The sequence below is a fragment of the Sphingomonas sp. GW821-FHT12D09 genome (assembly GCF_058807215.1).
Genome location: NZ_JBXAQL010000001.1, coordinates 1,372,475 through 1,394,925, shown reverse-complemented (window position 1 = coordinate 1,394,925; position 22,451 = coordinate 1,372,475). Strand labels below are relative to the sequence as shown.

Annotated in this window: 21 protein-coding genes; 10 read left to right on the top strand and 11 right to left on the bottom strand. The window is 68.9% G+C overall.

The window, feature by feature from the left end:
* Positions 1 to 181: 181 nt before the first annotated feature.
* Together AC1RPL_RS06250 and AC1RPL_RS06245 are read left to right on the top strand one after the other, a co-directional pair.
* Positions 182 to 2,365 (top strand): glycoside hydrolase family 3 N-terminal domain-containing protein, encoded by a 2,184-nt coding sequence (locus AC1RPL_RS06250; protein ID WP_493069091.1) that lies wholly within the window; start codon positions 182 to 184, stop codon positions 2,363 to 2,365.
* Positions 2,366 to 2,431: 66 nt separating this feature from the next.
* Entirely contained in the window at positions 2,432 to 3,655 is a 1,224-nt protein-coding gene (locus AC1RPL_RS06245) for an MFS transporter (protein WP_493068387.1), read from the top strand.
* Positions 3,656 to 3,771: 116 nt separating this feature from the next.
* Here AC1RPL_RS06245 and pgmB read toward each other — a convergent pair whose 3' ends face one another.
* From pgmB to AC1RPL_RS06220, 5 genes are all read right to left on the bottom strand, one after another.
* Positions 3,772 to 4,413: a beta-phosphoglucomutase gene (gene pgmB / locus AC1RPL_RS06240; protein WP_493068386.1), complete on the bottom strand. Its 642-nt coding sequence runs from the start codon at positions 4,411 to 4,413 to the stop codon at positions 3,772 to 3,774.
* Positions 4,410 to 6,632 (bottom strand): glycoside hydrolase family 65 protein, encoded by a 2,223-nt coding sequence (locus tag AC1RPL_RS06235; RefSeq protein ID WP_493068385.1) that lies wholly within the window; start codon positions 6,630 to 6,632, stop codon positions 4,410 to 4,412. The genes pgmB and AC1RPL_RS06235 overlap by 4 nt, the downstream gene beginning before the upstream one ends.
* 369 nt (positions 6,633 to 7,001) lie before the next feature.
* Complete coding sequence (locus tag AC1RPL_RS06230) at positions 7,002 to 8,039, bottom strand: LacI family DNA-binding transcriptional regulator (protein WP_493068384.1); 1,038 nt, start codon at positions 8,037 to 8,039, stop codon at positions 7,002 to 7,004.
* Positions 8,040 to 8,093: 54 nt separating this feature from the next.
* The gene (locus AC1RPL_RS06225) at positions 8,094 to 8,396 is read right to left on the bottom strand and encodes a UBP-type zinc finger domain-containing protein (protein WP_493068383.1); all 303 of its coding nucleotides are present in this window, start codon (positions 8,394 to 8,396) and stop codon (positions 8,094 to 8,096) included.
* 74 nt (positions 8,397 to 8,470) lie between these two features.
* Complete coding sequence (locus tag AC1RPL_RS06220) at positions 8,471 to 9,307, bottom strand: alpha/beta fold hydrolase (protein WP_493069090.1); 837 nt, start codon at positions 9,305 to 9,307, stop codon at positions 8,471 to 8,473.
* Between the two features lie 183 nt (positions 9,308 to 9,490).
* Here AC1RPL_RS06220 and AC1RPL_RS06215 point away from each other — a divergent pair, with 183 nt between their 5' ends.
* The 4 genes from AC1RPL_RS06215 to AC1RPL_RS06200 all read left to right on the top strand — a co-directional run bounded on the left by AC1RPL_RS06215 (position 9,491) and on the right by AC1RPL_RS06200 (position 12,834).
* On the top strand, positions 9,491 to 10,159 hold the full coding sequence (locus tag AC1RPL_RS06215) for a sensor histidine kinase (protein WP_493068382.1): 669 nt from the start codon (positions 9,491 to 9,493) through the stop codon (positions 10,157 to 10,159).
* A gap of 53 nt (positions 10,160 to 10,212) precedes the next feature.
* The gene (locus tag AC1RPL_RS06210; protein ID WP_493068381.1) at positions 10,213 to 11,760 is read left to right on the top strand and encodes a sensor histidine kinase; all 1,548 of its coding nucleotides are present in this window, start codon (positions 10,213 to 10,215) and stop codon (positions 11,758 to 11,760) included.
* Positions 11,757 to 12,383: a response regulator transcription factor gene (locus tag AC1RPL_RS06205; protein WP_493068380.1), complete on the top strand. Its 627-nt coding sequence runs from the start codon at positions 11,757 to 11,759 to the stop codon at positions 12,381 to 12,383. Before AC1RPL_RS06210 ends, AC1RPL_RS06205 begins: the two co-directional genes overlap by 4 nt.
* A gap of 85 nt (positions 12,384 to 12,468) precedes the next feature.
* Entirely contained in the window at positions 12,469 to 12,834 is a 366-nt protein-coding gene (locus AC1RPL_RS06200) for a response regulator transcription factor (protein WP_493068379.1), read from the top strand.
* A gap of 55 nt (positions 12,835 to 12,889) precedes the next feature.
* On the opposite strand, the gene AC1RPL_RS06195 is transcribed toward AC1RPL_RS06200, so the two are convergent.
* Positions 12,890 to 13,051, bottom strand: a complete 162-nt coding sequence (locus tag AC1RPL_RS06195) for a hypothetical protein (protein WP_493068378.1) — start codon at positions 13,049 to 13,051, stop codon at positions 12,890 to 12,892.
* A 59-nt stretch (positions 13,052 to 13,110) separates the two neighbouring features.
* Between AC1RPL_RS06195 and AC1RPL_RS06190 the strand changes: the two genes are divergently transcribed.
* Positions 13,111 to 13,647, top strand: coding sequence for a cupin domain-containing protein (locus tag AC1RPL_RS06190; protein ID WP_493068377.1), 537 nt, complete (start codon positions 13,111 to 13,113; stop codon positions 13,645 to 13,647).
* On the opposite strand, the gene AC1RPL_RS06185 is transcribed toward AC1RPL_RS06190, so the two are convergent.
* On the bottom strand, positions 13,644 to 14,222 hold the full coding sequence (locus tag AC1RPL_RS06185) for a hypothetical protein (protein WP_493068376.1): 579 nt from the start codon (positions 14,220 to 14,222) through the stop codon (positions 13,644 to 13,646). The genes AC1RPL_RS06190 and AC1RPL_RS06185 overlap by 4 nt on opposite strands.
* Positions 14,223 to 14,367: 145 nt before the next feature.
* On the opposite strand from AC1RPL_RS06185, the gene AC1RPL_RS06180 reads away from it, so the two are divergent.
* Entirely contained in the window at positions 14,368 to 15,435 is a 1,068-nt protein-coding gene (locus AC1RPL_RS06180; RefSeq protein ID WP_493068375.1) for an OmpA family protein, read from the top strand.
* A gap of 48 nt (positions 15,436 to 15,483) precedes the next feature.
* Here AC1RPL_RS06180 and AC1RPL_RS06175 read toward each other — a convergent pair whose 3' ends face one another.
* Genes AC1RPL_RS06175 through AC1RPL_RS06165 form a run of 3 tightly spaced genes read right to left on the bottom strand, consistent with a single transcriptional unit; the run spans position 15,484 to position 17,116 of the window.
* Complete coding sequence (locus AC1RPL_RS06175; RefSeq protein ID WP_493068374.1) at positions 15,484 to 16,134, bottom strand: hypothetical protein; 651 nt, start codon at positions 16,132 to 16,134, stop codon at positions 15,484 to 15,486.
* Positions 16,134 to 16,667 (bottom strand): hypothetical protein, encoded by a 534-nt coding sequence (locus tag AC1RPL_RS06170; RefSeq protein ID WP_493068373.1) that lies wholly within the window; start codon positions 16,665 to 16,667, stop codon positions 16,134 to 16,136. Before AC1RPL_RS06170 ends, AC1RPL_RS06175 begins: the two co-directional genes overlap by 1 nt.
* A 29-nt stretch (positions 16,668 to 16,696) precedes the next feature.
* A complete protein-coding gene (locus AC1RPL_RS06165) occupies positions 16,697 to 17,116 on the bottom strand; it encodes a hypothetical protein (protein WP_493068372.1) in 420 nt (139 codons plus the stop codon).
* Positions 17,117 to 17,245: 129 nt separating this feature from the next.
* On the opposite strand from AC1RPL_RS06165, the gene AC1RPL_RS06160 reads away from it, so the two are divergent.
* The gene (locus AC1RPL_RS06160) at positions 17,246 to 19,666 is read left to right on the top strand and encodes a serine/threonine-protein kinase (RefSeq protein ID WP_493068371.1); all 2,421 of its coding nucleotides are present in this window, start codon (positions 17,246 to 17,248) and stop codon (positions 19,664 to 19,666) included.
* 90 nt (positions 19,667 to 19,756) lie between these two features.
* Here the strand turns inward: AC1RPL_RS06160 and AC1RPL_RS06155 are convergent, their stop codons facing one another.
* On the bottom strand, positions 19,757 to 20,296 hold the full coding sequence (locus AC1RPL_RS06155) for an ECF-type sigma factor (RefSeq protein ID WP_493068370.1): 540 nt from the start codon (positions 20,294 to 20,296) through the stop codon (positions 19,757 to 19,759).
* 174 nt (positions 20,297 to 20,470) lie between these two features.
* Here AC1RPL_RS06155 and AC1RPL_RS06150 point away from each other — a divergent pair, with 174 nt between their 5' ends.
* Complete coding sequence (locus AC1RPL_RS06150; protein WP_493068369.1) at positions 20,471 to 22,447, top strand: CARDB domain-containing protein; 1,977 nt, start codon at positions 20,471 to 20,473, stop codon at positions 22,445 to 22,447.
* The last annotated feature ends 4 nt before the right edge of the window (positions 22,448 to 22,451 follow it).

Below are 22,451 nucleotides of genomic sequence, written 5' to 3'. Positions count from 1 at the left end.
GAAATCGTTTTCTGCAACTGTCACGCAGAATTTGCTACCCACTGGTGCGCCGGGGCAACAGGTCCCGATTCCAACGGGTTTCGATCGCCTTGATGCAAGGGCGACATGAACTGGGAGACAGGTTTTGACGCTGAAGGGAACGCGACTCGATCGCCGCAGGCTGCTGGCCGGATCGGCCCAGATGGCGCTGCTCGGCCTGATTCCCGTGACGGCGCGGGCAGCATCGGCGCGGATCGACGGGCTGATCGCGCGGATGACGATCGCGGAGAAGGCGGGGCAGCTCAGTTGCTTCAACGACGAGATCCGGCCGGTGGGCGCGGTGTTCAACCCGGTGATCGACCCGCGCGGAGCCGAGGCGATGCTGGCGGACGTGCGGGCGGGCCGAGTGGGGATGGTCTTCAACGGCTATGGCGTGGCGGGTGCGCGGCGGGCGCAGGCGGCGGCGCTGAAGAGCCGGCTGGGCATCCCGTTGGTCTTCGCGGCGGACGTGATCCATGGCTGCCGGACGATCTTTCCGATCCCGCTGGCCGAGGCGGCTGCGTTCGATCCGGCCTTGTCGGAGCGCGCGGCGCGGGCGGTGGCGGAGGAGGCGAGCGCCGGCGGGCTGCACTGGACCTTCGCGCCCGTGGTCGATGTGGCGCGCGACCAGCGCTGGGGGCGGGTGGCCGAGGGGGCGGGCGAGGATCTGCTGCTCAACCGCCAGCTTGCCGCGGCACGGGTGCGCGGGTTTCAGGGGAGCGACCTGCGCCGGGCGGACAGCCTGCTCGCCACGCCCAAGCATTTCGCCGGCTATTCGGCGGTGCGCGGGGGCATGGAATATGCTGCGGTCGACATGAGCGTGGCCGAGCTGCGCGAGACCTACCTGCCGGCCTTTGCGGCGGGGTTCGGCGCGGGGGCGGGAGCGACGATCGCTTCGTTCACCGATTTTGGCGGGGTGCCCGCGACGGCCAACCACTGGCTGCTGACCGAGATACTGCGCGGCGAGCTGGGGTTCGGCGGGGTGTGCGTGTCCGACTATGACGCCGATCGCGAGCTGGTCGCCCACGGCGTGGCGGCGGACGAAGCCGACGCGGCGCAGCTGGCGATCCTGGCGGGTGTCGATGTCTCGATGCAGAGCGGGTTCTACAACAAGCATCTCCCGGCGCTGGTCGCCGAGGGGCGCGTGCCGATGGCGCGGGTGGACGAAGCGGTGCGGCGGGTGCTGGCGCTCAAGGAGGCGCTGGGGCTGTTCGACGATCCGTTCCGCTCGCTCGATCCGGTAGCGGAGAAGCAGCGGACCGCGACGCCGGCGATCAAGGCAGTGGCGCGCGAGGTGGCGACGCGTTCGGTCGTGCTGCTGCGGAATGCGGGCGAGCTGCTGCCGCTGCCGCGCACGGGCAAGCGGATCGCGCTGATCGGGCCGTTCGGGGCGGACAAGGCGAACCTCAATGGGGCCTGGTCGTTCGCCGGGGATGCGAAGGACGGGATCGACCTGGCTTCGGGCATCCGGGCGTTGCTGGATGCGCCGCTGGTGGTCGAGGCGGGGAGCGGGGTGCATGAACCGCTGCCGGGCGGAGTCGAGCGGGCGGTCGCGGCGGCCAAGGCGGCGGATGTCGTGCTGCTCGCGATCGGCGAAGGCGGCGACATGTCGGGCGAGGGCAACAGCCGGACCGAGATCATCGTGCCGGCGGCGCAGCAGGCGCTGGCCGAAGCGGTGGCGGCGACGGGGACGCCGGTGGTGGCGCTGCTCAAGAGCGGGCGGGCGCTGGCGCTGGAGGGCGCGGTGCGCGATGCGCCGGCCCTGCTGTGCACCTGGTTCCTCGGCGAGCAGACCGGGCCTGCGGTGGCGGATATACTGTTCGGGGTGTGCGAGCCGACCGGGCGGCTGCCGGTGAGCTTCCCGATCGCGACGGGACAGCAGCCCTGGTCGTACGACCGGCGCAGCACCGGTCGGCCGGCGGGGGATGCCGACCCGATGGAGCCGGGGCGGAGCCATTGGCGCGATGCGCCGGACCGGGCGCTGTTCCCGTTCGGGAGCGGGCAGGGGTATAGCAGCTTTGTACTGTCCGAGCTCCAGGTGCCGCCGCAGGTTGCCAAGGGCGGGGCGCTGGCGGTGCGGGTGTCGGTGACCAATAGCGGCGCGCGGCGGGGCGAGGCTTTCCTTCGTGCCGATATCCATGACCGCGTTGCCAGCCGGACCCGGCCGGTGCGGCAGATGAAGGCCCATGCGCGGGTTACCCTCGATCCCGGCGAGAAGCGGGTGGTGACGCTTTCCATTCCCCATGCCGAGCTGGCGCTGGTCGCGGCCGATGGGCAATGGCGGGTCGAGCCGGGAATGTTCGACCTTTGGGTGAACGACCTCCACAGCCAATTCGAAGCGGTTTGAAGCAGGCGTTGAAATGCATTGCATGATCTGCTTGGCTCGCGCGCGACAGAGACGGAGAGGACGATAATGAAGCGCGCAGCCTGGGCGGTACCCGCCCTGATCACCAGCTACGCCCTGCTCGGGCTGCTGATGAACAGCGTCGGCACGGTGATCCTCCAGTCGATCGCGCATTACGGCGTGACCAAGCCGCAGGCGGCGACGCTGGAGGCGTGCAAGGACCTGTCGGTGGTGGTCGCCTCCTTCCTGCTCGCGACGATCCTGCCGCGCTTCGGCTTCAAGCGGGCGCAGATCGGGGTGATGCTGGCGGTGGCGGCCGGGGCAGTGGCGATCAGCTTCGCCAACAGCTTCTGGGCGATGCAGATCTTCTTCGTGCTCGTCGGGCTGTGCTTCGGCATCGCCAAGGTGGCGACGTACAGCTCGATCGGGCTGGTCCGGCCCGACCCGGCGCGGCACGCCAGCCTGACCTCGCTGATCGAAGGCGTGTTCATGGTCGGCATCCTCGCCGGCATCTGGCTGTTCGGCTGGTTCATCGGGCAGGACGCCACCGGGCAGGGCTGGCTGGGCGTCTACCGGGTGGTGGCGGTGCTGGCGGTTGCCGCGGCGGTGCTGTGGTGGTTCGCCGACCTCGACGAGAGCGCGACAAAGGCGGTGGAGGGGCAGGCTGCCGGCGGCTACCGCGACGCGCTGGCGCTGCTGGTGCTGCCCTCGACCATCGCCTTCCTCACGGCGATCTTCCTCTATGTGCTGATCGAGCAGGGCGTCGGCACCTGGCTGCCGACCTTCAACAACCAGGTGCTGCACCTGCCCGGCGCGATGAGCGTCCAGGCGTCGAGCATCTTCGTCGCGGCGCTGGCGGTGGGGCGGCTGAGCGCGAGCGGGCTGGTCGCGCGGCTGGGCTGGCTGAAGCTGCTGCTCGGCTGCCTTGGCCTGATCGCGGCGCTGGTGCTGCTGACCCTGCCGACCACCCAGGGCCTCCAGCCGCGTGCGGACATGGGCTGGTTCGACGCGCCGATCGCCGCATACATCTTCCCGCTGATCGGCGTGTTCATGGCGCCGATCTACCCGATCGTCTCCTCCGTGGTGCTGAGCGCGCTGCCGCGGGAGCGCCACGCCGCGATGGTCGGGCTGATGGTGATCTTCTCGGCGCTGGGCGGGACGATCGGATCGATGATCACGGGCTTCACCTTCGACCGCTTCTCGGGCCAGACCGCCTTCTACCTGGTGCTGGTGCCGTTGGTGCTGATCGCGGCGGCGCTGGTGCGGCTGGAGAAGCTGACGCGCAAGGCCTGAGAAAATGGTTCCCCGGTGAAGGCCGGGCCTGGCAAGCGACCCGATACGGGGCCCTCGCCGGGGAACTGAGATCCGTCATCCCGGGATGTAGGGGGAAGGATGACGGGAGGGAGCGGTCAGGCCGAGTAGTCGGCAAGCCTGAAATCGGCGATCGCCGGGATGATCCAGTTGGCGTCGGACAGCAGCGCGGGATCGCCGACACCGAGCGCGCGCATGCCTGCCGCACGGATCGCCTCGACGCCGGCGGGGGCATCCTCGACGCCGAGCATCTGCGCAGGCGTGGCGCCCAGCGCGTCGGCGGCGGCGAGGAAGATGTCGGGAGCAGGCTTGCCGGCGCGCAGGCTGGCCGGGTCGATCACCGTGTCGAACAGCTCGGCCACTTCCATCCGCGCGATCAGCAGCGGCGCGTTGCGGCTGGCGGAGGCAAGGGCGAGGCGCAGGCCGGCGGCGCGGCACTGGTCGAGCGCATCCCGGGCGCCGGGGAACAGGTCCGCCGGGCCGAAATGGGCGATTTCCTGGAGATACCAGTCGTTCTTCTGCGCGGCGAGGCGCAGGCGCTTGGTCTCGCCATAGCCGGGGCGGTCGCCGAGGATCAGCGCGAGGCTGCCCATCCGGTCGACGCCCTTGAGCGCTTCATTGGCTTCCTCGTCGAAGCGGATGCCCAGGCTGTCGGCAAGCTTCTTCCAGGCACGGTAATGCGCGCGCGCCGTGTCGGTCAGCACGCCGTCCAGGTCGAAGGCGACGCCCTTGAGAGTCATGCCGCGAGCGCCCCGGTCCAGCTCTCGCCGGCGGCAAGCGCGATGTCGCCGTCGTGATGGCCGATCACGATGTCGGGGCCGGAGATGGCGCGGTAGGTGACCTCGTCGCCGGCCACTTCGACGCGCACGAGGGTGCCGCGCCAGGTGAGGCCGAAGCTGTAGCCCGGCCAGGCGGCGGGGCGGGTGGGGCGGAAGCGGAGCGCGGGGCCATAGGGACGGAAACCCGCGAACCCCCAGACCAGCGCCAGCCACGAGCCGGCGAGCGCCGCCATATGGACGCCGTGGCCGGTATTGCCGTGGCGATCGTCGATATCGACGAGGCTGGTCTCGGCGAAGAACTTCAGCGCCTGCGCCTCATGCCCGACTTCGCTCGCCAGGATCGCGAAGGTGGAGGCGGAGAGCGTGGAATCATGCGTGGTGATCGGCTCGTAATGGTCGAACACGCGGCGCTTGCGCTCGGGCGAGACCTCTTCGCCGCCCAGCACCATGGCGAGGACGATATCGGCCTGCTTCGAGACCTGGTGCCGGTAGAGCGTCATCGGGTGGTAGTTGAGCAGCAGCGGGAAGTCGGACGCGGGCGTGCCGGCGACATCCCAGCGCGGCTTGCCGAGGAAGCTGGCATCCTGCGCATCGAGATCGCGCGCAGCGTCATAGGGCAGGTGAATCGCATCGGCGGCGCGGGCGAAGTCGGCGAGCTCGGCTGCGTCCAGCGCCATGTCGGCGGCGAGGCGCGTCCAGGCCTCGGGCTCCAGTTCGCCGACGCGCGCGGCAGCCGAGACGGCGAGGCGCAGATGCTTCTGCGCCATGCGATTGGTGTACCAATTGTCGTCGATCAGCGCGGTGTACTCGTCCGGGCCTGTGACGCCGCGCAGGTGGAAGCTGCCGTCCGCCCAGTCGCCGAGCGCGAGCCAGATCCGCGCGGTCTCGACCAGCATGCGGGCGCCATGCTCGACGAGGAAGGCCTCATCGCCGGTGGCATCGACATAGGCGCCGATCGCGAAGGCGATGGCCGAATTGATGTGGTACTGCGCCGATCCGCTCGGGTAATGCGCCGAGCATTCGCGGCCCTCGATCGTGCGCCAGGCATAGAGCGCGCCCTTGCGGTGATCGAGCGCGCGGGCATTGGCGAAGGCGGCGTCGAGCGTGTTCGCGCGATAGACGAGCATCGCGCGGGCGATGTCGGGCGCGAGCACGGAGAGCACCGGCAGCATGAACGCTTCGGTGTCCCAGAAATAATGGCCCTCATAGCCTTCGCCGGTCAGGCCCTTGGCTGCGGCGCTCGAGCGGCCGTCGCGGCCTGCCGAGGCGAAGAGGTGGAAGAGGTTGGCGCGCAGCGTCGCCGCCAGGCGCGGCTCGCCGGTGATGGCAAGGTCGGCGGAGGCCCAGAAAGTGTCGAGCAGGCCGTGCTGTGCGGCGGCGGCGGCCTCGAAGCCGGCGGCGAGAGCGGAATCGGCCAGCGCGGCGGCCTGTTCGGTCAGCACATCGGAGGCGTTGCGGCCGGCGGCGTAGCCCGTCGCGACCAGCAGCCAGCCATCTTCGTCCCGGGCGCGCTGGATGGCGGCGACACCGATGCAGCTGCCGGGCAGGCGCTCGACCACGCTATCGTCGTCCGCCCGCTCCGTGTCGAAGCCGCGCGAGGCGAGGTTCACGCCGATGCGCGGATCGTCGGACTGGGTGGCACCGCTGGGGGCCGGGGCGAGGCGCGGGTGAAGGGTGACCTGCCCTTCGCCATCGATCTCGGCATTGAGCCGGCGGAGCAGCAGCGTGTTGCCGCACAGCGGCACCAGCCGCTCGGTGCGGATGCGCATGAGGCGACCGTCCGGGAAGGACCAGCGCGTCTCGCGGCGCAGGATGCCGGCGCGCAGATCGAGCGTGCGGCTAGTCGCCGAGCGGAGTGTCGTGAAATCGATTGCTTCGCCGTCGAGGCGGACTTCCATGCCCAGCGCCTCCGCGACGGGCACGCGCGAATCGCTGCTGGTGGCGAAACCCTTCAGCTTCTCGTGATAATGGATCGGGGCCTGTTCATAGGCGTGCGCCAGGAAAGTCGTGGCCTCGGCGCGCTCCTCGATGGCGCCGCGCACCCCGATCGCACCGTTGGAGAGAGCGAGAATCGTCGCGGCCCAGCCTTCGCGTGCCGAGTCGTCGCCGATCACGTCGAGCGACCAGCCGTCCTCCGCGAAGAGCACAATATCTTCCGCGCCGTTCAATATTCGAGCCAACACCCGCTCCCCAACTCTTATGGGAAACGCGTTACAGGGTCTTTGATATCGTTTTCAAGGATAAAGGATCAGACCCGACACCGTCTCTGCTTTCAACTCTCCTTGGCGATGGCCAGCCGTTTGAACTCCCCTCCCTGCAAGGGAGGGGTCGGGGGTGGGTTGCGCCCACGGCGAAGGCCGGGGGCGCCCAGCGAGCCGATGGTTGAAGAAGAAAAGGCCGGGCATCGAGCCCGACCTTTTCTAACCCACCCCTAACCCCTCCCTTGCAGGGAGGGGAATGAGATTCGGCGTTCAGCAGAGAAACCCTGGATCCCCGCCTGCGCGGGGATGACGGGATGAGGCGGAGATGCTGACGGCCGGGAACGGCGACTAGGTATCCCGAACGACGATCTCCGTCGGCAGCACCGTCGAGCGGGCGCGGCCGCCATCGACCTGCTGGATCAGCTTCTCGACGAGCAGGGCGCCGGCGACATCGGTCTTCTGGTTGATCGTGGTGATCGCCGGGCTGAAATGGGCGGCCGGCGGGATGTTGTTGTAGCCGACCAGCGAATAGTCGCGCGGGGCGATCAGGCTGCGTTCCTTGAAGGCGCCGATCACGGCCATGGCGGCGGTGTCGGAAAAGGCGAAGACCGCGTCGGGCTGGCGGCCGGCGGCGAGATAGGCGGTGACGGTGTCGGCGGTGGCGTGGAAGGCCATCGAGGCGATCGGCAGGAAATCGACGGTGACGTCTTCCTGGTCCTTCGCTACCGCGCACAGGCCCTCATAGCGCAGGCGCAGCTCCTCGTGGCGGATGTCGCCGACGAACAGCCAGTGCTTGCGCTGGGCGCGCAGGAAGTGGCGTCCGGCCAGCTCGCCGCCGAGGAAATTGTCGCTGCCGATCGAGCAATAGCCGGCGTCGGGGGCGACGGCGCCCCAGACCACCAGCGGCACGTCGGCGCGGCCGAGCTCGCGCAGCATCGCATCGCGCGTGCCCTGGCCCAGCACGATGAACCCATCGGCGCCGCGCGCCTGGTAGAAATCGCGAAAGGCGCGGACATCCTCGAGCCCCGGCGGCGAGAGGAGCAGGTCTTGGTTGCGGATCGACAGCGCTTCGGAGACGCCGGCGAGCAGCTCGAAGATGAAGGGATCGCCGATCGCGCCGTGCCGGTGCGAGCCGAAATCGAGCATCACCGCGACGGTGTTGGTCCGGGTGTGCCTGAGCTTGGCGGCGTTGCGGTTGACTGCATAGCCATGCGCCTGCGCCACCGCCATCACCCGCTCGCGGGTCTCCTCGGTCACCAGCGTGCTGCCGTTGAGCACGCGCGACACGGTGGGCGTGGAAACCTGGGCCAGGCGCGCAATGTCCTGCATGGTCAGGCGCGCGCCGGGTTTGGTGGAGCGTTCCTTGGGCGCGGTCTTCTTCGTCATCGCCCGCCTTATGGGCCGACTATCGCGCGACAGTAAACCTTCCGAACGGCGCGTTCAGATATAGCGCGGGATCGGGCCCCATTGCGGGGTCTGGTCGGGGAGGTCGATCTCTTCCTCGTCGACATAGCACCAGCCCCAGCCTTCGGGCGGGTCATAGCCTTCGATGATCGGGTGCTTGGTCGCATGGAAATGCGCGGTGGCGTGGCGGTGCGGGGATTCGTCGCAGCAGCCGACATGGCCGCAGGCGCGGCAGAGGCGCAGATGCACCCAGGGGCTGCCGATCTTCAGGCACTCCTCGCAGCCGCGCGCGCTGGGGCTGACTTCGTTGATCGTCGAACTGTGCCGGCAACTGGTCATTCTGATCCTCCCGTCCGTCCCTTGAAGCATGAAGGCCGCGGCGGCGGAAGGGGATCCGCCGCCGCGCCCGGGGTTCAGCTGCGGACGAAGGCGAGCAGGTCCGGGTTGATGACATCGGCATGGGTGGTCAGCATGCCGTGCGGGAAGCCCGGATAGATCTTGAGCGTGGCGTTCGGCAGCAGCTTGGCCTGGAGCAGCGACGCATCGGCATAGGGCACGACCTGGTCGTCATCGCCCTGGAGCACGAGCGTCGGCACGGTGATCGCCTTCAAATCCTCGGTCTGGTCGGTCTCCGAGAACGCCTTGATGCCCTGGAGATGCGCCAGCGCGCTGCCCATCATGCCCTGGCGCCACCAGTTGCGGATCACTGCTTCCTGGGGCGGGTTGGCGGGGCGGTTGAAGCCGTAGAAGGGGCCGGCGGCGACATCGAGGAAGAAGGCGGCGCGGTTTGCGGCGAGCGCGGCGCGGAACTGGTCGAACACTGCGATCGGGGTGCCGTTCGGGTTCCCAGGCGTCTGCACCATCAGCGGCGGCACCGAGCTGACCAGCACTGCCTTGGCGACGCGGCCCTGGGGCTGGCCGAAGCGGGCGACATAGCGGGCGACTTCGCCGCCGCCGGTCGAGTGGCCGATATGGACGGCATTCCTGAGGTCGAGATGCTCGGCGACGGCCGAGGCGTCGGAGGCATAATGATCCATGTCGTGGCCGGTATCGATCTGCGACGAGCGGCCATGGCCGCGGCGGTCATGCGCGACGACGCGGTAGCCTTCGGCCAGGAAGAACAGCATCTGCGCATCCCAGTCGTCCGCGCTGAGCGGCCAGCCATGGTGGAACACGATCGGCTGGGCGTCCTTGGGGCCCCAGTCCTTGAAGAAGATTTCCGCGCCGTCGGCAGTGGTGATCGTGCCCATATTGTCCTCCATCATCGCGGGATCGGCGGGTGCCGTTCCGTTGCCCGAGATGTGGGCCGGCCCGGTTTCGGCGGCCATCATACGCAGGTTTGGGTTGAGGCCCGAGCGCCCCAAACCTGCGTATGATGGCGCGGCGGGGAGGGGTGGGGGATCAAGGGGACGTCCATAGAAAGGATCGCTCCGATGACCCTGGCACCGCATTTCGCACCACAAGGCTTCGCCCCGATCACCGTGCTTCCCGCAATGCCCGAGCCGAGCATCGCCGACGAGAGCAACCACCGCGTCGCCAACAGCCTGCAATTGCTCGCGGCGATGGTGTCGATCGAGGCGCGGCGGGTGGCCGATCCGATCGCCCGCGCCGCGCTCGACGAGACGACGCGGCGGATCGCGGCGATCGCCGGAGTGCACCGCCAGCTCTACCAGGCGCGCGACACCGCGCGGGTCGATCTGGGTGCCTATCTCGAGGATCTGGGCGATGCGCTGGAGCGCAGCTGCGGCGATGCCGCCAATGGGCGGCGGGTGCTGGTCGCGGCCGATCCGGTCGAGGTATCACCCGAGGCGGCGACGGCGATCGGGGTGATCGTCTCCGAGCTGGTCGGCAATGCCTGCAAATACGCTTATCCCGAAGGCGCCCCCGGCGATGTGCGGATCGCGCTGATCGGGGAGGCGATGGGCGGCGCCACGCTGCACGTGTTCGATCGCGGGCGCGGGATCGATGCCGGCGCGGCGCCCAGGGGCAGCGGCCTCGGCACGCAGCTGATCGCGATGATGGCCAAGCGGCTGGGCGGCGCCTTCACCTGGAGCGACGTGGCGCCGGGCACGCGATTCACGCTGCATCTGGGCGCGTGCTGAACTTGGCAACTCACTCTTCCGGGCAGTTGCGGTCGCGCGCGCCCTCGTCCAGCGTGGCCTGGATCGAGCGGCTGCGGGAGGCGATGATGCGCGAGGATGCGGCCGGCAGGCGGCTGACGAGACAGGTGCACGGCGCGGCGGCGCTGGGGCTCGCGTTGGCGATCTTCGCGCTCGACGTGCTGAGCCCGCTCCAGGGCGCGGTGGCGGTGCTCTATACCATCGTCGTGGTGATGGCGGCGCGCAGCCATGATCGTGGGCTGATCGTCGGTGCCGGCGCTATCGGCTTCGCGATGGCGATCACGGGCTATTTCATCAGCCATTCGGGCGAGCCGCTGGGGTCGCCCGCGCTGCGGCTGGCGGTAAGCCTCACCGCGATCGGGATCACCACGCTGCTTAGCGTGCGCAACCAGGCGGCGGCCGAGGAAAGGCGCGTGTCGGAGGAGCGCTATCGCACGATCTTCAATGCCGCCGGCCTGCCGATCTGGGAAGGCGACTGGTCCGTCGCCCATGCGATGCTGACGGCGGGCGCGGCGATGGATGCCGCGGCGATCGACCGCATCGCGCGCGCGGCGACGATCCACGGCGCCAATGACGCGGCAGCGCGGCTGTTCGGGCTGGACGGGCGTGAGGCGATGGTCGGCGGCACGCTGATCGCGCACCACACCCCCGCGGCCGAAGCGACGCTCGGCCGCATCCTTTCTGCACTCGCCGCCGGCGTGCCGGTGATCGAGGAGGAGACGCAGTTCCTGACCGCCTCAGCTGAGATGATCGACGTGGTGATGCGCGTCACCGTGCCGCCCGGCGGCGATGGCTGGAAGCGCGTGCTGGTGATGGCGATCGACGTGACCGAACGGAACCGGGCGCAGGCGCGGCTGGCAGAGTCGCAGGCCGAGCTCACCCATGTCTCGCGCGTCACCACGCTGGGCCAGCTCGCCGCGTCGATCGCGCATGAAGTCAACCAGCCGCTCTCGGCGATCATCACCTATGCCAAGTCGGGCAAGCGCTGGCTGGCGCGCGAGGCGCCGGAAGCGCCCGAAGTCTCGGACTGCCTCGACCATATCGCCGCGAACGGCACTCGCGCCGCCGACGTCATCGCCCGCATCCGCGACCTCGCGCGCAAGGCCGATCCGCAGCAGGACCGGCTCGAGCTGGCGCCGCTGATCGCGGAGACGGCGGCGCTGCTCCAGCGCGACCTGCAGGCGCATGACGTGGCGATCCGGATCGACGTGGCCGCAGGCCTGCCGCCGGTGCGCGGCGACCGGGTGCAGATCCAGCAGGTGCTGATGAACCTGATGCTCAATGCCGAACAGGCCATGGCCGATACCCCGGCCGAGCAGCGCGAGCTGTGCATCGAAGCGGCCGCCGACGATGCGGGCGTGACCGTGCAGGTCTGTGACTGCGGCGCCGGCATCGCCGGCGATCCGGAGAGCCTGTTCGCCCCCTTCTTCACCACCAAGAGCAGTGGCCTGGGCATGGGGCTGTCGATCTGCCGCTCGATCGTCGAGCGGCATGGCGGCACGCTGGCTGCGGCGAACAATCCGGGCGGCGGCGCGACCTTCCGATTCCGCCTGCCAGTTGCGAACGAAATGGAGACGGCATGACGGTCTGTGTGGTCGATGACGATGCCGAGGTGCGCGGCAGCCTGGGCAGCCTGCTGCGCTCGGCGGGGCATGACGTCGCGCTGTACGATACGCCGGAGGATTTCCTGGCGGCCGGGCTTCCGGGCGACGCATCCTGCCTGGTGCTGGACATCCGGCTGCGCGGGCAGAGCGGGCTCGATTTCCAGGAGCAGCTGGTCGCGCAGGGGCTGCACATCCCGGTCATCCTGATCACCGGGCATGGCGACATCCCGATGACGGTGCGCGGCATGAAGGCCGGCGCGATCGATTTCCTGCCCAAGCCGTTCAGCGACGACCAGATGCTCGCCGCCGTCGAGACCGCGCTCGACAAGGATCGCGAGCGCCGGGCCGAGGCGGCAGGCACCGAGGCGCTGCAGGGCCGTTATGCCCGGCTCACTCCGCGCGAGCGCGAAGTGATGGGCTTCGTCGTGACCGGCCTGATGAACAAGCAGGTCGCGGCGCGGATGGACCTGTCCGAGATCACGGTGAAGATCCATCGCGGCAATGTGATGCGCAAGATGGAGGCGCAGTCGCTGGCCGACCTGGTCCGCATGGCCGAGCTGCTCGGCGTGCGCGATGAAAGCATTCACCGGTTTAACCTTTGAGTATAATGGCGAAGTCCGCGCCGTCGGCGCATTTGCAGGGTTCCTGATCGGCGCGGTGCGCCGCGGTTTCCCGGAGTAAGGCCAAGTGAGTGCATCCCTCATCATCGGTATTGTCGACGACGACCCGGACGTCCGGGGCAGCCTCGACAGCCTGATGCGCTCCGCCGGTCTGATCGCGCGCTGCTTCGCCGGTGCCGACGCGCTGCTGGCGGATAGGGAGCAAGATACGCTCGCCTGCATCGTCACCGACCTCCACATGCCTGGCATGACCGGCCTGGAGCTGCAGGCCGAGATGGTCCGGCGCGGCTGGCGGCAGCCGGTGATCCTGATGACCGCCTATCCCACCGATGTGGCGCGCGCTCAGGCGATGGACGCTGGTGCTGCCGCTTTCCTGACCAAGCCGGTCGATCCCGACCTGTTGCTCGACGCGATCGAGCGCGCCGCACGCTGAACGCAGAAAGGGCGCAGCCGCAAGGCCGGGCCCCGTTCGTGCGTTTTGCCGCGTCTCAGTTGCCGATCAACTGATCCACCTGGGCGCGGAACGCGGCGATGCGCGCGCGATCGGCCGCGTCGCCATGGTCGGGCCTGGCCGTGAAATTGGGGCAGTCCGCAACGATCAGGACATCGGTGATCATGTCGCTGCCGAGCTTGTGGTCGAGGCGGCGCATCTGCGCGACGGCCTCCCGCGTCGGCGGTGCTGGTCCGCCGCAGTGGGCCGGCGGCAGCAGTGCCGAAGGCGGCCGAGCTCCCCGATCCACACAAGTTCGGCATTGGCGCCGAGACGCCGCTGATCGACCACCCCTATGGCACCGCGCGCGTCGCGCGGTCGCAATTCTGGCCGGCGCTGAAGCATCTCGCAATGTATTCGATCGCGATCCCGGAAAACGGCATGCGCGAGCCGCATTGGCATCCGAACACCGCCGAGATGGGCTATGTCCACAAGGGCCGCGCCCGGATGTCGATCCTGGATCCCGACGGCAGCGTCGATACCTATGAGCTCCAGCCGGGCGATGCCTATTTCATCCCGCGCTCCTATCCCCACCAGATCGAAGTGATCGGCGAGGAGGACATCCATTTCCTGGTCTTCTTCGACCAGCCGATGCCTGCCGATATCGGCTATCGCGCCTCGACCTCCGCGCTGCCGGACGACGTGCTCGCTGCGACCTTCGGCATTGCCCCCGAGGCCGTGCCGCCGCTGCCGTTGACGCCGAACGATCCGCTGATCGTCGAGCGGGTCAACGCAGTGGACCCGGTGGCGCGCTAGGGCAGCTTGGCGAGCAGCTTGGTTGCCACGGCCTGGGCGATGGCGCGCTTGTCGGCGGTACTGACCAGCGGATAGCCCGAATGATTGGCCGGATCGTGCATCAGGGGCGGCGTCACTTCGACGAAGGCGTCGCCCTTGCGCACCGACAGCATGTTGTTCATGCCCCACACGGCCTCGTCGCCAAGCTTCGGGGCGGCGGACTTGTCCGGCTTCAGCATCTCGTTGACGTCGGCACCGGCGCCGCCCTTGTCGGCGACTGCGTTGCCCATGCCGCCGAGCAGCTTGGCGCTGCGGTGGACGGTCTCCATCTGCGCTGCGCCGCCGCTTGCCATGACGGTGACCTGCACGCCGTCATCGGGGTTGCTGCGATAGGAGCAGCTGGTGCCGTCGCGATCGGTGCGGATGACCTTGTCGGTGGTGATCGCCGTCATCTCGTCTGCCGACAACAGGCTGCAGGGATCGATATCGGCACCGCCGCTCGCCACGGCCTTTTCCCCCTCGGCAGCCTTGTTGCCGCCACCGCAGCCGGTGAGCGCAAGCCCGGCCGCTGCACAGATCATCCACGTACGACGCATGTTTTCCTCCCATCGGGCACTACTCGGATCGAAAGGCTAAACGGAGGTTTCGTGCCGAACCGGACAGCGCCTCGCCGGAATCGAGAATGTCCGGTCCGGGCCGATTTCCGCGTCTCCCTCAGCGAAACCAAAGAGGGAGTTGGCGATGTGGTGGGCGAACGATGTTTCCAGGCTGTCTCTGGTGCTGGCGGGTCTGGCCCTGGCGGGTTGCTCGTCGCATGACGACGTGACGAACGCGACGGCGAACACGAGCACGGCACAACCGGTGGCGGCCGCCAATGCGAGCGAGCCGGTGAACGCCGTGGTGGAGATGCCCGCACCGGTGGGCTTCGACTCGTCCAAGGTCGCCATCGGCACTGCGCCCACCGGCGCCTGGCCCTATTTCAGCCTGATGGAAGGCTATGAGCCGCTGTCGCTCAAGAACGGCGCGGGCGACAGCTCGCGCGAACTCCAGCGCGACGTCGCCTATGACCGCTACGAGTTCTTCGATGGCAAGAAGCTGATCCCGGTCGAAGGGCGGCTCTACACGATGCGTGCGATCGGCAAGGGCGTGTCGGTGTTCCAGGCGGAGAAGACCTATGAGAAGCTGGTCCATGACCTGGGCGGCGTCACCGTGTGGGAAGGCGGCGGCAAGGAGATTGACGACGCCAAGGTGAAGTTCGCCGAGAACCGCCATCGCGGCATGTACAATCTCGTGAGCGAGAAGGGCGGCGTCTATATGGCGCGCACGCCGGGTGGCGGCGAAATCTGGGTCGAGGTGTGGAAGCGCTGGCAGGACGAGGACGACAGCTATTGGCTGACGGTCGTCGAGAAGAAGCCGCTCGAGATGAAGGCCAAGATGCTCGATGCCGAAGCGATGAAGGCCGCGCTCGATGCGCAGGGCCATGTCGCGCTCTACATCAACTTCGATACCGACAAGACCGCGATCAAGCCGGACTCGCAGCCGATCCTCGCCGAGATCGTCAAGCTGCTCAACGCCAATCCCGCGCTGAAGCTGGAAGTGCAGGGGCATACCGACAATGCGGGCACGCCGGCGCACAACCAGCAGCTCTCCACCGGCCGGGCCAGCGCGGTGCTGGGCGCGCTGCTCTCGCAGGGCGTCGCGATCGATCGGCTGAGCGCCAAGGGCTATGGCCAGGCCAAGCCGATCGCCGACAACGCGACCGAGGACGGCAAGGCGAAGAACCGGCGGGTGGAGCTGGTGAAGCGCTGATCGCTGCCGCCCGCGCCGGGGCTGGAAAGCCGGGCGCGGGCGGGGCGGTTACTTGGAAAGGCTCCAGCCGCCCGGCTCGGTCACCCAGCGCGCCTTGGTGGCGGGGCTGAAGTCCATGAGCTGGTCGTTCGGCCCCCAGAGCATCAGCCGCATGTCTTCCAGCGACCAGCTGGTCAGCCGCGCGGCGGCGCTCTTCCTGGGGCAGGTCTTTGTGGAAACCCGCCGCGTGTCGCCGGTGCCGGGCGCCAGCATGATCGTGCAGACCAGCTTGCCGCGCTGCCAGAGCTTCCAGTCGCCCGCCCATTCGGCGGGCTGGAGGAGATGGGTGAAGCCGGCGACCGCAGGCACCAGGTAATATTTGGGCGACTTCAGGTCGGGCCAGGTGGGCAGCGCGGTCTCGTCCTCGACGAAGTGCAGCACCGGCTTGCCCCTGGCATCGAGCAAGGTCGTGCCGTCTTCCAGCTTCCAGGCGACGACCCTGGCGAAGGCGGGCAGGTGCGGACAAGCGCCCGGCGTGGCGCGCCGCGCATCCTCGCCGGCGGTGCTGCGCGCCGGCAACAGCGCGACGGTGCAGGCCGGTTTCCCGTCGGTCGGCACGAGTTGGTAGCTGCCGACGGTGTCGCGGACGATCTCGTCGCTGATCTGCGCCAGCGCGGGGCTGGCCGAGAGCAGGGCGGCGGCGGACAGGAGCGCGCGCATCACAGCAGCTTCCTGGCGACGGCGATCGACATCGCCTTGACGTCCGCGCTTGCCGGCGCGTCGAAATAATTGACCGTGATGAAGCGCCGCTCGTCCAGGAACACCTGGAGCTGCTTGCCCGGCGCGTTCCACAGCCCCGCCTTGCCCAGCCCGGGCACGTCGCTGGCGCGCGGCATCATCCCGCCGCCGGTCCGTGCCAGCTCGATGGCCTTGTCGCTGGCGTCGGGCACCGGCGCCTCGCGCGTCATAAGCACCAGCTTGGCACCATTGGCCAGCTTGAAGGTGCAGCCCGACAGCGAAGCCATGCCGTCGCTGCCTTCCAGCTTGGTCGTGATTTCGGACGAGGTGACCGCCGAACCGCTGATCTGCGCGGCGTTGGCGCTGCCGAGCGTTCCGCAGGCATCGAGCGCGTTCCAGCCGCTGTTCGCCACCTTCGCCGTGGTCGCCGAGCCGTTAGTCCCGGCGGGTGCACCGCCACAGGCGGCGAGCAGTGTCGTCCCGCCAAGCGCCATAAGCCTGATCGCGTGTCGCATCTTCGAAATCCTCCCAGTTTGCGTCATGTTCATTTCGCCCAGTCGACTGCAACGGTGCGATCCTCGCGCATCGTCACGACACAGGCCGCGGTGGACGTGCCGGCGCAATTGCCCCCCCATTGCGTGCGGGCGGGTGGCTTGCCACTGCCCGGCGGGGTGCGCGGGCTGTCGGGGCGGAGCAGCTCCACCGAGATCGTCGCCCCGGCCTTCACCCAGGCGAGGCACGAGGTCGTCGGCGCCTTCTCGTTGCAGATCAGCGCGACCGCCGGCGTGGTCCGGATCGAGACGCGCACCCCCTTCGAATTGGCGGAAGTGACGGTCAGCAGGCGCCCGGCATTCGAATCCGAACCGATCGTGGGCTTGCCGTTGAGCACCACCACCTGCGCCGCGGCGGAGGGCGCGGCCAGCGGCAGCGGCAGTGCCAACAAGGCGATCGACAATGTCCTCATCCCCAATCCTTCCCCGTTTGCATCACTGGAGAGACGCGATCGGGCGTCGCCGACGGACACAGGTGCGGAAAAATCACTTTGCACATCTGCGCAGGCGGTTAGGTTCGATCGGCAGTCAAAGGGGGCTTGATGGACAGCAGCGGCGCGCAATGGGACCGGGTTCTCGACATCTTCGAGGAGCTGGAACCCCTGGATGAGGCCCGGCGCGCGCAGGCGCTCGCCGGGCTCGATCCTGAAACCGCGGAGCGTGTACGGGCATTGCTCGCCGCCTCGGCGCATCGCGGCATCCTCGACGCGCCTGCGCCATCGCTGGAAGGGGCCGAGCCGCCGCTTCCCGCTTCGCTGCCCCAGGGCACCCGTATGGCGGGTTTCATACTCGAGCGGCTGGTCGGGCGCGGCGGCATGGGCGAAGTCTATCTCGCCCGCCGCGACGCCGGGTTCGACCAGCGCGTCGCGCTCAAGCTGCTGCGGATCGACGCGGTGCCGAACGAAGCGTTGTTCGCGCGCGAGCGCCGGCTGCTCGCCCGGCTCGAGCACCCCGGCATCGCCCGGCTGATCGACGGCGGCGTCACCGAGGAGGGGCGGCCGTGGATGGCGATGTCCTTCGTCGACGGACTGCCGATCGACCTATGGGCCCGGACCACCCGGCCGTCGCTGTCCGAACGGCTGCGCGTGTTCCGCGACATCTGCGATGCGGTTGCCTTCGCGCACGCCAACCTGATCGTGCACCGCGACCTCAAGCCGTCGAACATCCTGGTCGATGCCGGGGGCAAGGTGCATCTGCTCGACTTCGGCATCGCCAAGCTGATCCATGAAGGCGCGGACCAGACGCTGGCGATGACCGGCCCGCTGATGACGCCGGACTATGCCGCGCCCGAGCAGCTGGGCAATGGCGCGATCACGGTGGCGACAGACGTCCATGCGCTCGGCCTGATCCTCTATGAGCTGCTCGCCGGCGTCACGCCCTGGGGCGGGAAGGGCAGCACGCTGTCGACGCTCGTCCGCCGCGTCGCGCAGGAGGACCCCGCGCCGCCGAGCAAGGCAGCGGCCAAGGGCGAGGGCGGCATTTCGCCGGCACGCATACGCGGCGATCTCGATGCGATCGTGCTGATGGCACTGCGCAAGGACCCCGCCCAGCGCTATGCCTCGGTCACCGAGCTTGCCGACGATGTCGAACGCTTCGAGGAATCGCGGCCCGTCCGTGCGCGCGTCGGGTCGCGCCGCTACCGCTTCGGCCGCTATCTGCGCCGCCACCGCTGGGCGATCATCGCGACCAGCGCCGTCATCGTCGCGCTGCTGCTCGGCGCCGGGGGCATCGCGCTGCAGGCGCGGCGCACCGCGATCGAGCGCGACAACGCGCTGGCCGAGGCGCGGCGCTCCGATTCGATCGTGCAGACGCTCACGCTGATGTTCAGCCAGGCCGGCTATTCGCGCGACCTGACGCTCAAGCAGACGCTCGATGAATCCGCGCTGCGCATGCTGACCACGCTGGACGGCAGCGCGCGTTCGGGTGCGGCGGTCAACGCGCTCAGCGACATCTACATCAACCTTCAGGATGGCAAGGGCGGCTACAACCTGCTGAAACAGGCGCTGGAGAAGCGCATCGGCGCGGACAGCCCGGAGGCGACCGCGCGGATGAAGCTGACCCTGGCCGATGTGGCGCAGGCTATCGGCGCTCCCGACGATACCGAAGCCCTGCTCGACGATGCGCAGCGCGTGTTCGTCGGCGACCCCGAGCGCTACGGCGTCGATCTCCAGCAGATCGTCACGACCCGCGCGGCGCGAGCGCGGCGCAAGGGCGATTACGACACGGCGATCAAGCTGCTGACCGACAGCCTGCCCAATGCCGAGCGCGTGCTCGCCGCCAACGACAGCGCGCTGCTGACGCTCTACAACAACCTGCTGGTCTATCTGCTCGAGGCCAACCGCCTCGATCAGCTCGGCCCGGTCTTCGCGCGGGCAGACAAGGTGTTCGAGCGCCCGGGCCAGCGCGATACTGTGCAGGCGCTGGGCATCGACCAGATACGCGGCGGATGGCGCCTGCGTGCGGGCGATCCGGCAGGTGCAGAGAAGATCGCACATACCGTCGTCGATCGCCGTCGCCGCCTGTTCGGCGAAAGCCCCGGCCTTGCCACAGATCTGAGCCAGCTCGCCAAGACCCAGATGGGCAGCGGCAAGTTCGCCGAAGCGCGCGTCTCCCTGCTCGAAGCGCGCCCGATGGCGGAGCGTTTCCTGGGCGAGGCCAGCATCCCGGTGATCGTGATCGACCTCACCCTGGTGCAGGCGCTGGCCGAGCTTGGGGAAGTCGATGCGGCGGCAGCGAAGCTCGCCGAGGTGCGCGGCAGGATGGCGGCACTTCCGCCGCACACCCCTCTCAGCCCGCAACTCGGCCTGACCGAGGCGTTGCTGGCGTTGAAGCAGGGCAACAAGCCGGCGGCGCTCGCGGCGGCGAAGGAGGCGCGCGAGGGATTCGCGGCGATGGGTCCGGCGGGTGCCTTTGGCTTGCAGGCGGTAGGGAAGACGGAAGCGCGGATCGCGAAGCTGCCGTGAGGGGCTCGGGTGATCCGGCCCTGTCTAGCTCCCCTCCCATGCAGGGAGGGGAATTGAGGAGCCCAAAGTGCGCCTGAATGGCGAGACCCTCTACTCCGCGGTCACTGCCATCTCGGCATAGATCCACGCCCGCGCGCGAATCCACCAGCGGCGCACGGTGCGATCGGTGACGCCGAGCACTTGGGCGGTCTCGTTCTCGTCGAGGCCGACGAAGAAGCGGCATTCGACCAGCTTGGCCAGCACCGGATCGTGCCGCGCCAGTTCGCCCAGCGCGTCGCCGAGCCGGACCAGTTCCTCATCGCCCGCGGATTCGGAGGCGAGTGTCGCCAGCACGCCGGTCAGGCTCTCGCGCTGCCCGCTCCGCTTGGCGGCCAGACGCGCGCGCGCCGCATCGACGAGGACGTGGCGCATCGCCGTCGCGGCGCAGCCGAGGAAATGCGCCTTGCTCTGCCAGTCGGTGCGATTCTGGATCTTGAGATAGACTTCGCCGACCAAGGCGGTCGGCTGGAGCGTCATCGGATTGCCGGCACGGCGATGCTCGCGCACCGCGATGCCGTGCAGCTCGTCATAAAGCACGCGCACGAGGTGCTCGGAGGAACCCAAGAGCGCTGGCGTTTCCAATCCGTCCATCCGCGCCCCCTGCTCGCCGAATCGCTCATGCGAGGTTTGCAGGATAGCTGCACGATTGTGCGAGAGAAATGATCGGCATCATGAAATTTACGATGCTGCCTGTCCGTTTCCCGGCGATCACCGCGTCTCATTGCCTGAATGCGCAGTGCCATGCTGCCAGAGGGAGGCTCGGGGATGACGAAGCGGTTGTTGGTTGTGGCGCTGCTCGGCAGCTCGATGCTCGTCCCGGCCGCCTCGGCGCAGCAGCGGATCCTCCGCCTGCCGCAGCCGGCGCCTACGCCCAGCGCCACGCCGACTCCGGACGTGACGCCGACACCGACGACCCCAGTTCGGGTGCGCACTCTGCCGCAGGTTCAGGCGCGCCCGGTGGCGCCTGCGCGGACCGCTCCGGTCGCCACGCCGCCCGCTCCGGTTGCCACGCAAACCGCGCCCGTCACCACGCGACCGGCGCCCGTGATTGTGCGACCTATTCAGGCCGCGCTAGTAGCCACGCGGCCAGCGCCGGTGCTGGTCCGCCCAACCGCATCAGGGCAGGCCGATCTGGTCGCAACTGCGCTGCGCGAAGAGAATGGCGAGATCGTCGCGGATGTCCGCAATGCCGGCACCGGCGCGTCCGTCGCCACGACGATCCGCTTCACCGGCAGCGGGATGACCGCGGTCGAGCAGCCGTTCGCGGCGCTGCGCGCCGGTCAGAGCCGCACGGTGCGGATCGCGCGGCCGGCCGGCGCGGCCAGCGTTCAACTGCTCCTCGATACCAGCGCGCAGGTCGCCGAGAGCAACGAGACCAATAATCGCGGCATGCCGCTGGCCCTGGGCGGCGGCCGGCCTGCGGCGATCGCCCGCGTGCCGGCGGCGCCGACGCCGGCGCCGGTCCTGACGCGCCCGGTAGCGGCGCGTCCGGCTCCGGTCAGCCCGCCGACGCCTGCGGCACCGGACGCGCCTGCCACCGTCGCAGCGGCCGGGGACGAGGAAGCGGCGCTGGTCAAGCGGCTCGGCGCCCCGCGTGTCGAAGGCGGTGCCCGGCTGTCCCGCAAGGCGGGCAAGGTGCCCCGCCTGCTGGTCAACGGCGTCCGCGCCCCGCTCAAGTTCCGCTGCGTATCCGCCAATCGCACCGGCGACACCGCGTCGCTGAGCAAGTCGGCGAGCGGTCAGCTGAGCGTGCTCTTCTCGTGCGGACCCTCAATGTCCAGGGGGCAGGCGAGCGTCTATTCGATCACCGTGCAGACCGGACCCAAGGGTGCGCTGGTGCCCGGGCGCGGCCCGCGCTACGTCACCCGCGGCGGCCCCGCGCTCAGCCCGAGCAACTCGCGCGCCTTTGCCCAGATCAACACCTGCCTGGACGCGTTCGCCAAGTACAAGACCGGCGACTATGCCTTCGAAGTCGAGAGCGCCGGCGCCTATCCGATGTGCAGCGTCATCCCGGGCAGCAAGGTGATGGGCGGCGCCTCGCCGGTACCCACCAACTTCAATCCCGTGCTTTACAACAAGCCGCTGCCGACCGCCGAGATGGTCAATGCGCTGATCGACGGGCAGCGCCCCGAGCACATGCTCCACTATAACGAGTTCACGATCGACGGCGTCACCAGCCGGCAGGTCACCAATGTCGCGGGCGAGTGGCTGGCCCCACCTGGCGGGCTGCCGCCGGCCAACGATCCCAAGGCGATCAAGATCGCAACCACCGGAGGCTATTCGGTCGAGTTCCTCACCCGCGAGAAGCCCGCCTACACGATGGCGGTGCTCCAGCTGGTGCGGCGCTCCAACCCGGCGGGGCAGCCGACCACGGTGAAGCTCGGCGGCATGACCGTCTCCGTCGCTACCGGAGGCGCGCTCGGTAGCGACTTCGGGCCGGCACAGGGCGGCGGCATCAGCCAGTGCACCACCGACCTTGCCCCCAATGGCCTGATCGGGATGGGGATCGTCGACAAGCTCTACAGCGAGAAGATGGACAAGGGTTCCTATGTCGGCTGGGCAGTGCAGGGGCCCGTGTGGAAGTCGACCATCTCGTTCACCGAGACCCAGTACAAGCAGCTGCTGAACGGGCGCGACAAGGGCAATTACTGGCTGCGCATCGTGCCGGTGAAGAAGCCCAAGTCGGCCGGCGCCTTCCTGCCCGATTGCGCGGGCACGCCTGGGCGGCCGGTGCCGGTGTAGGTCG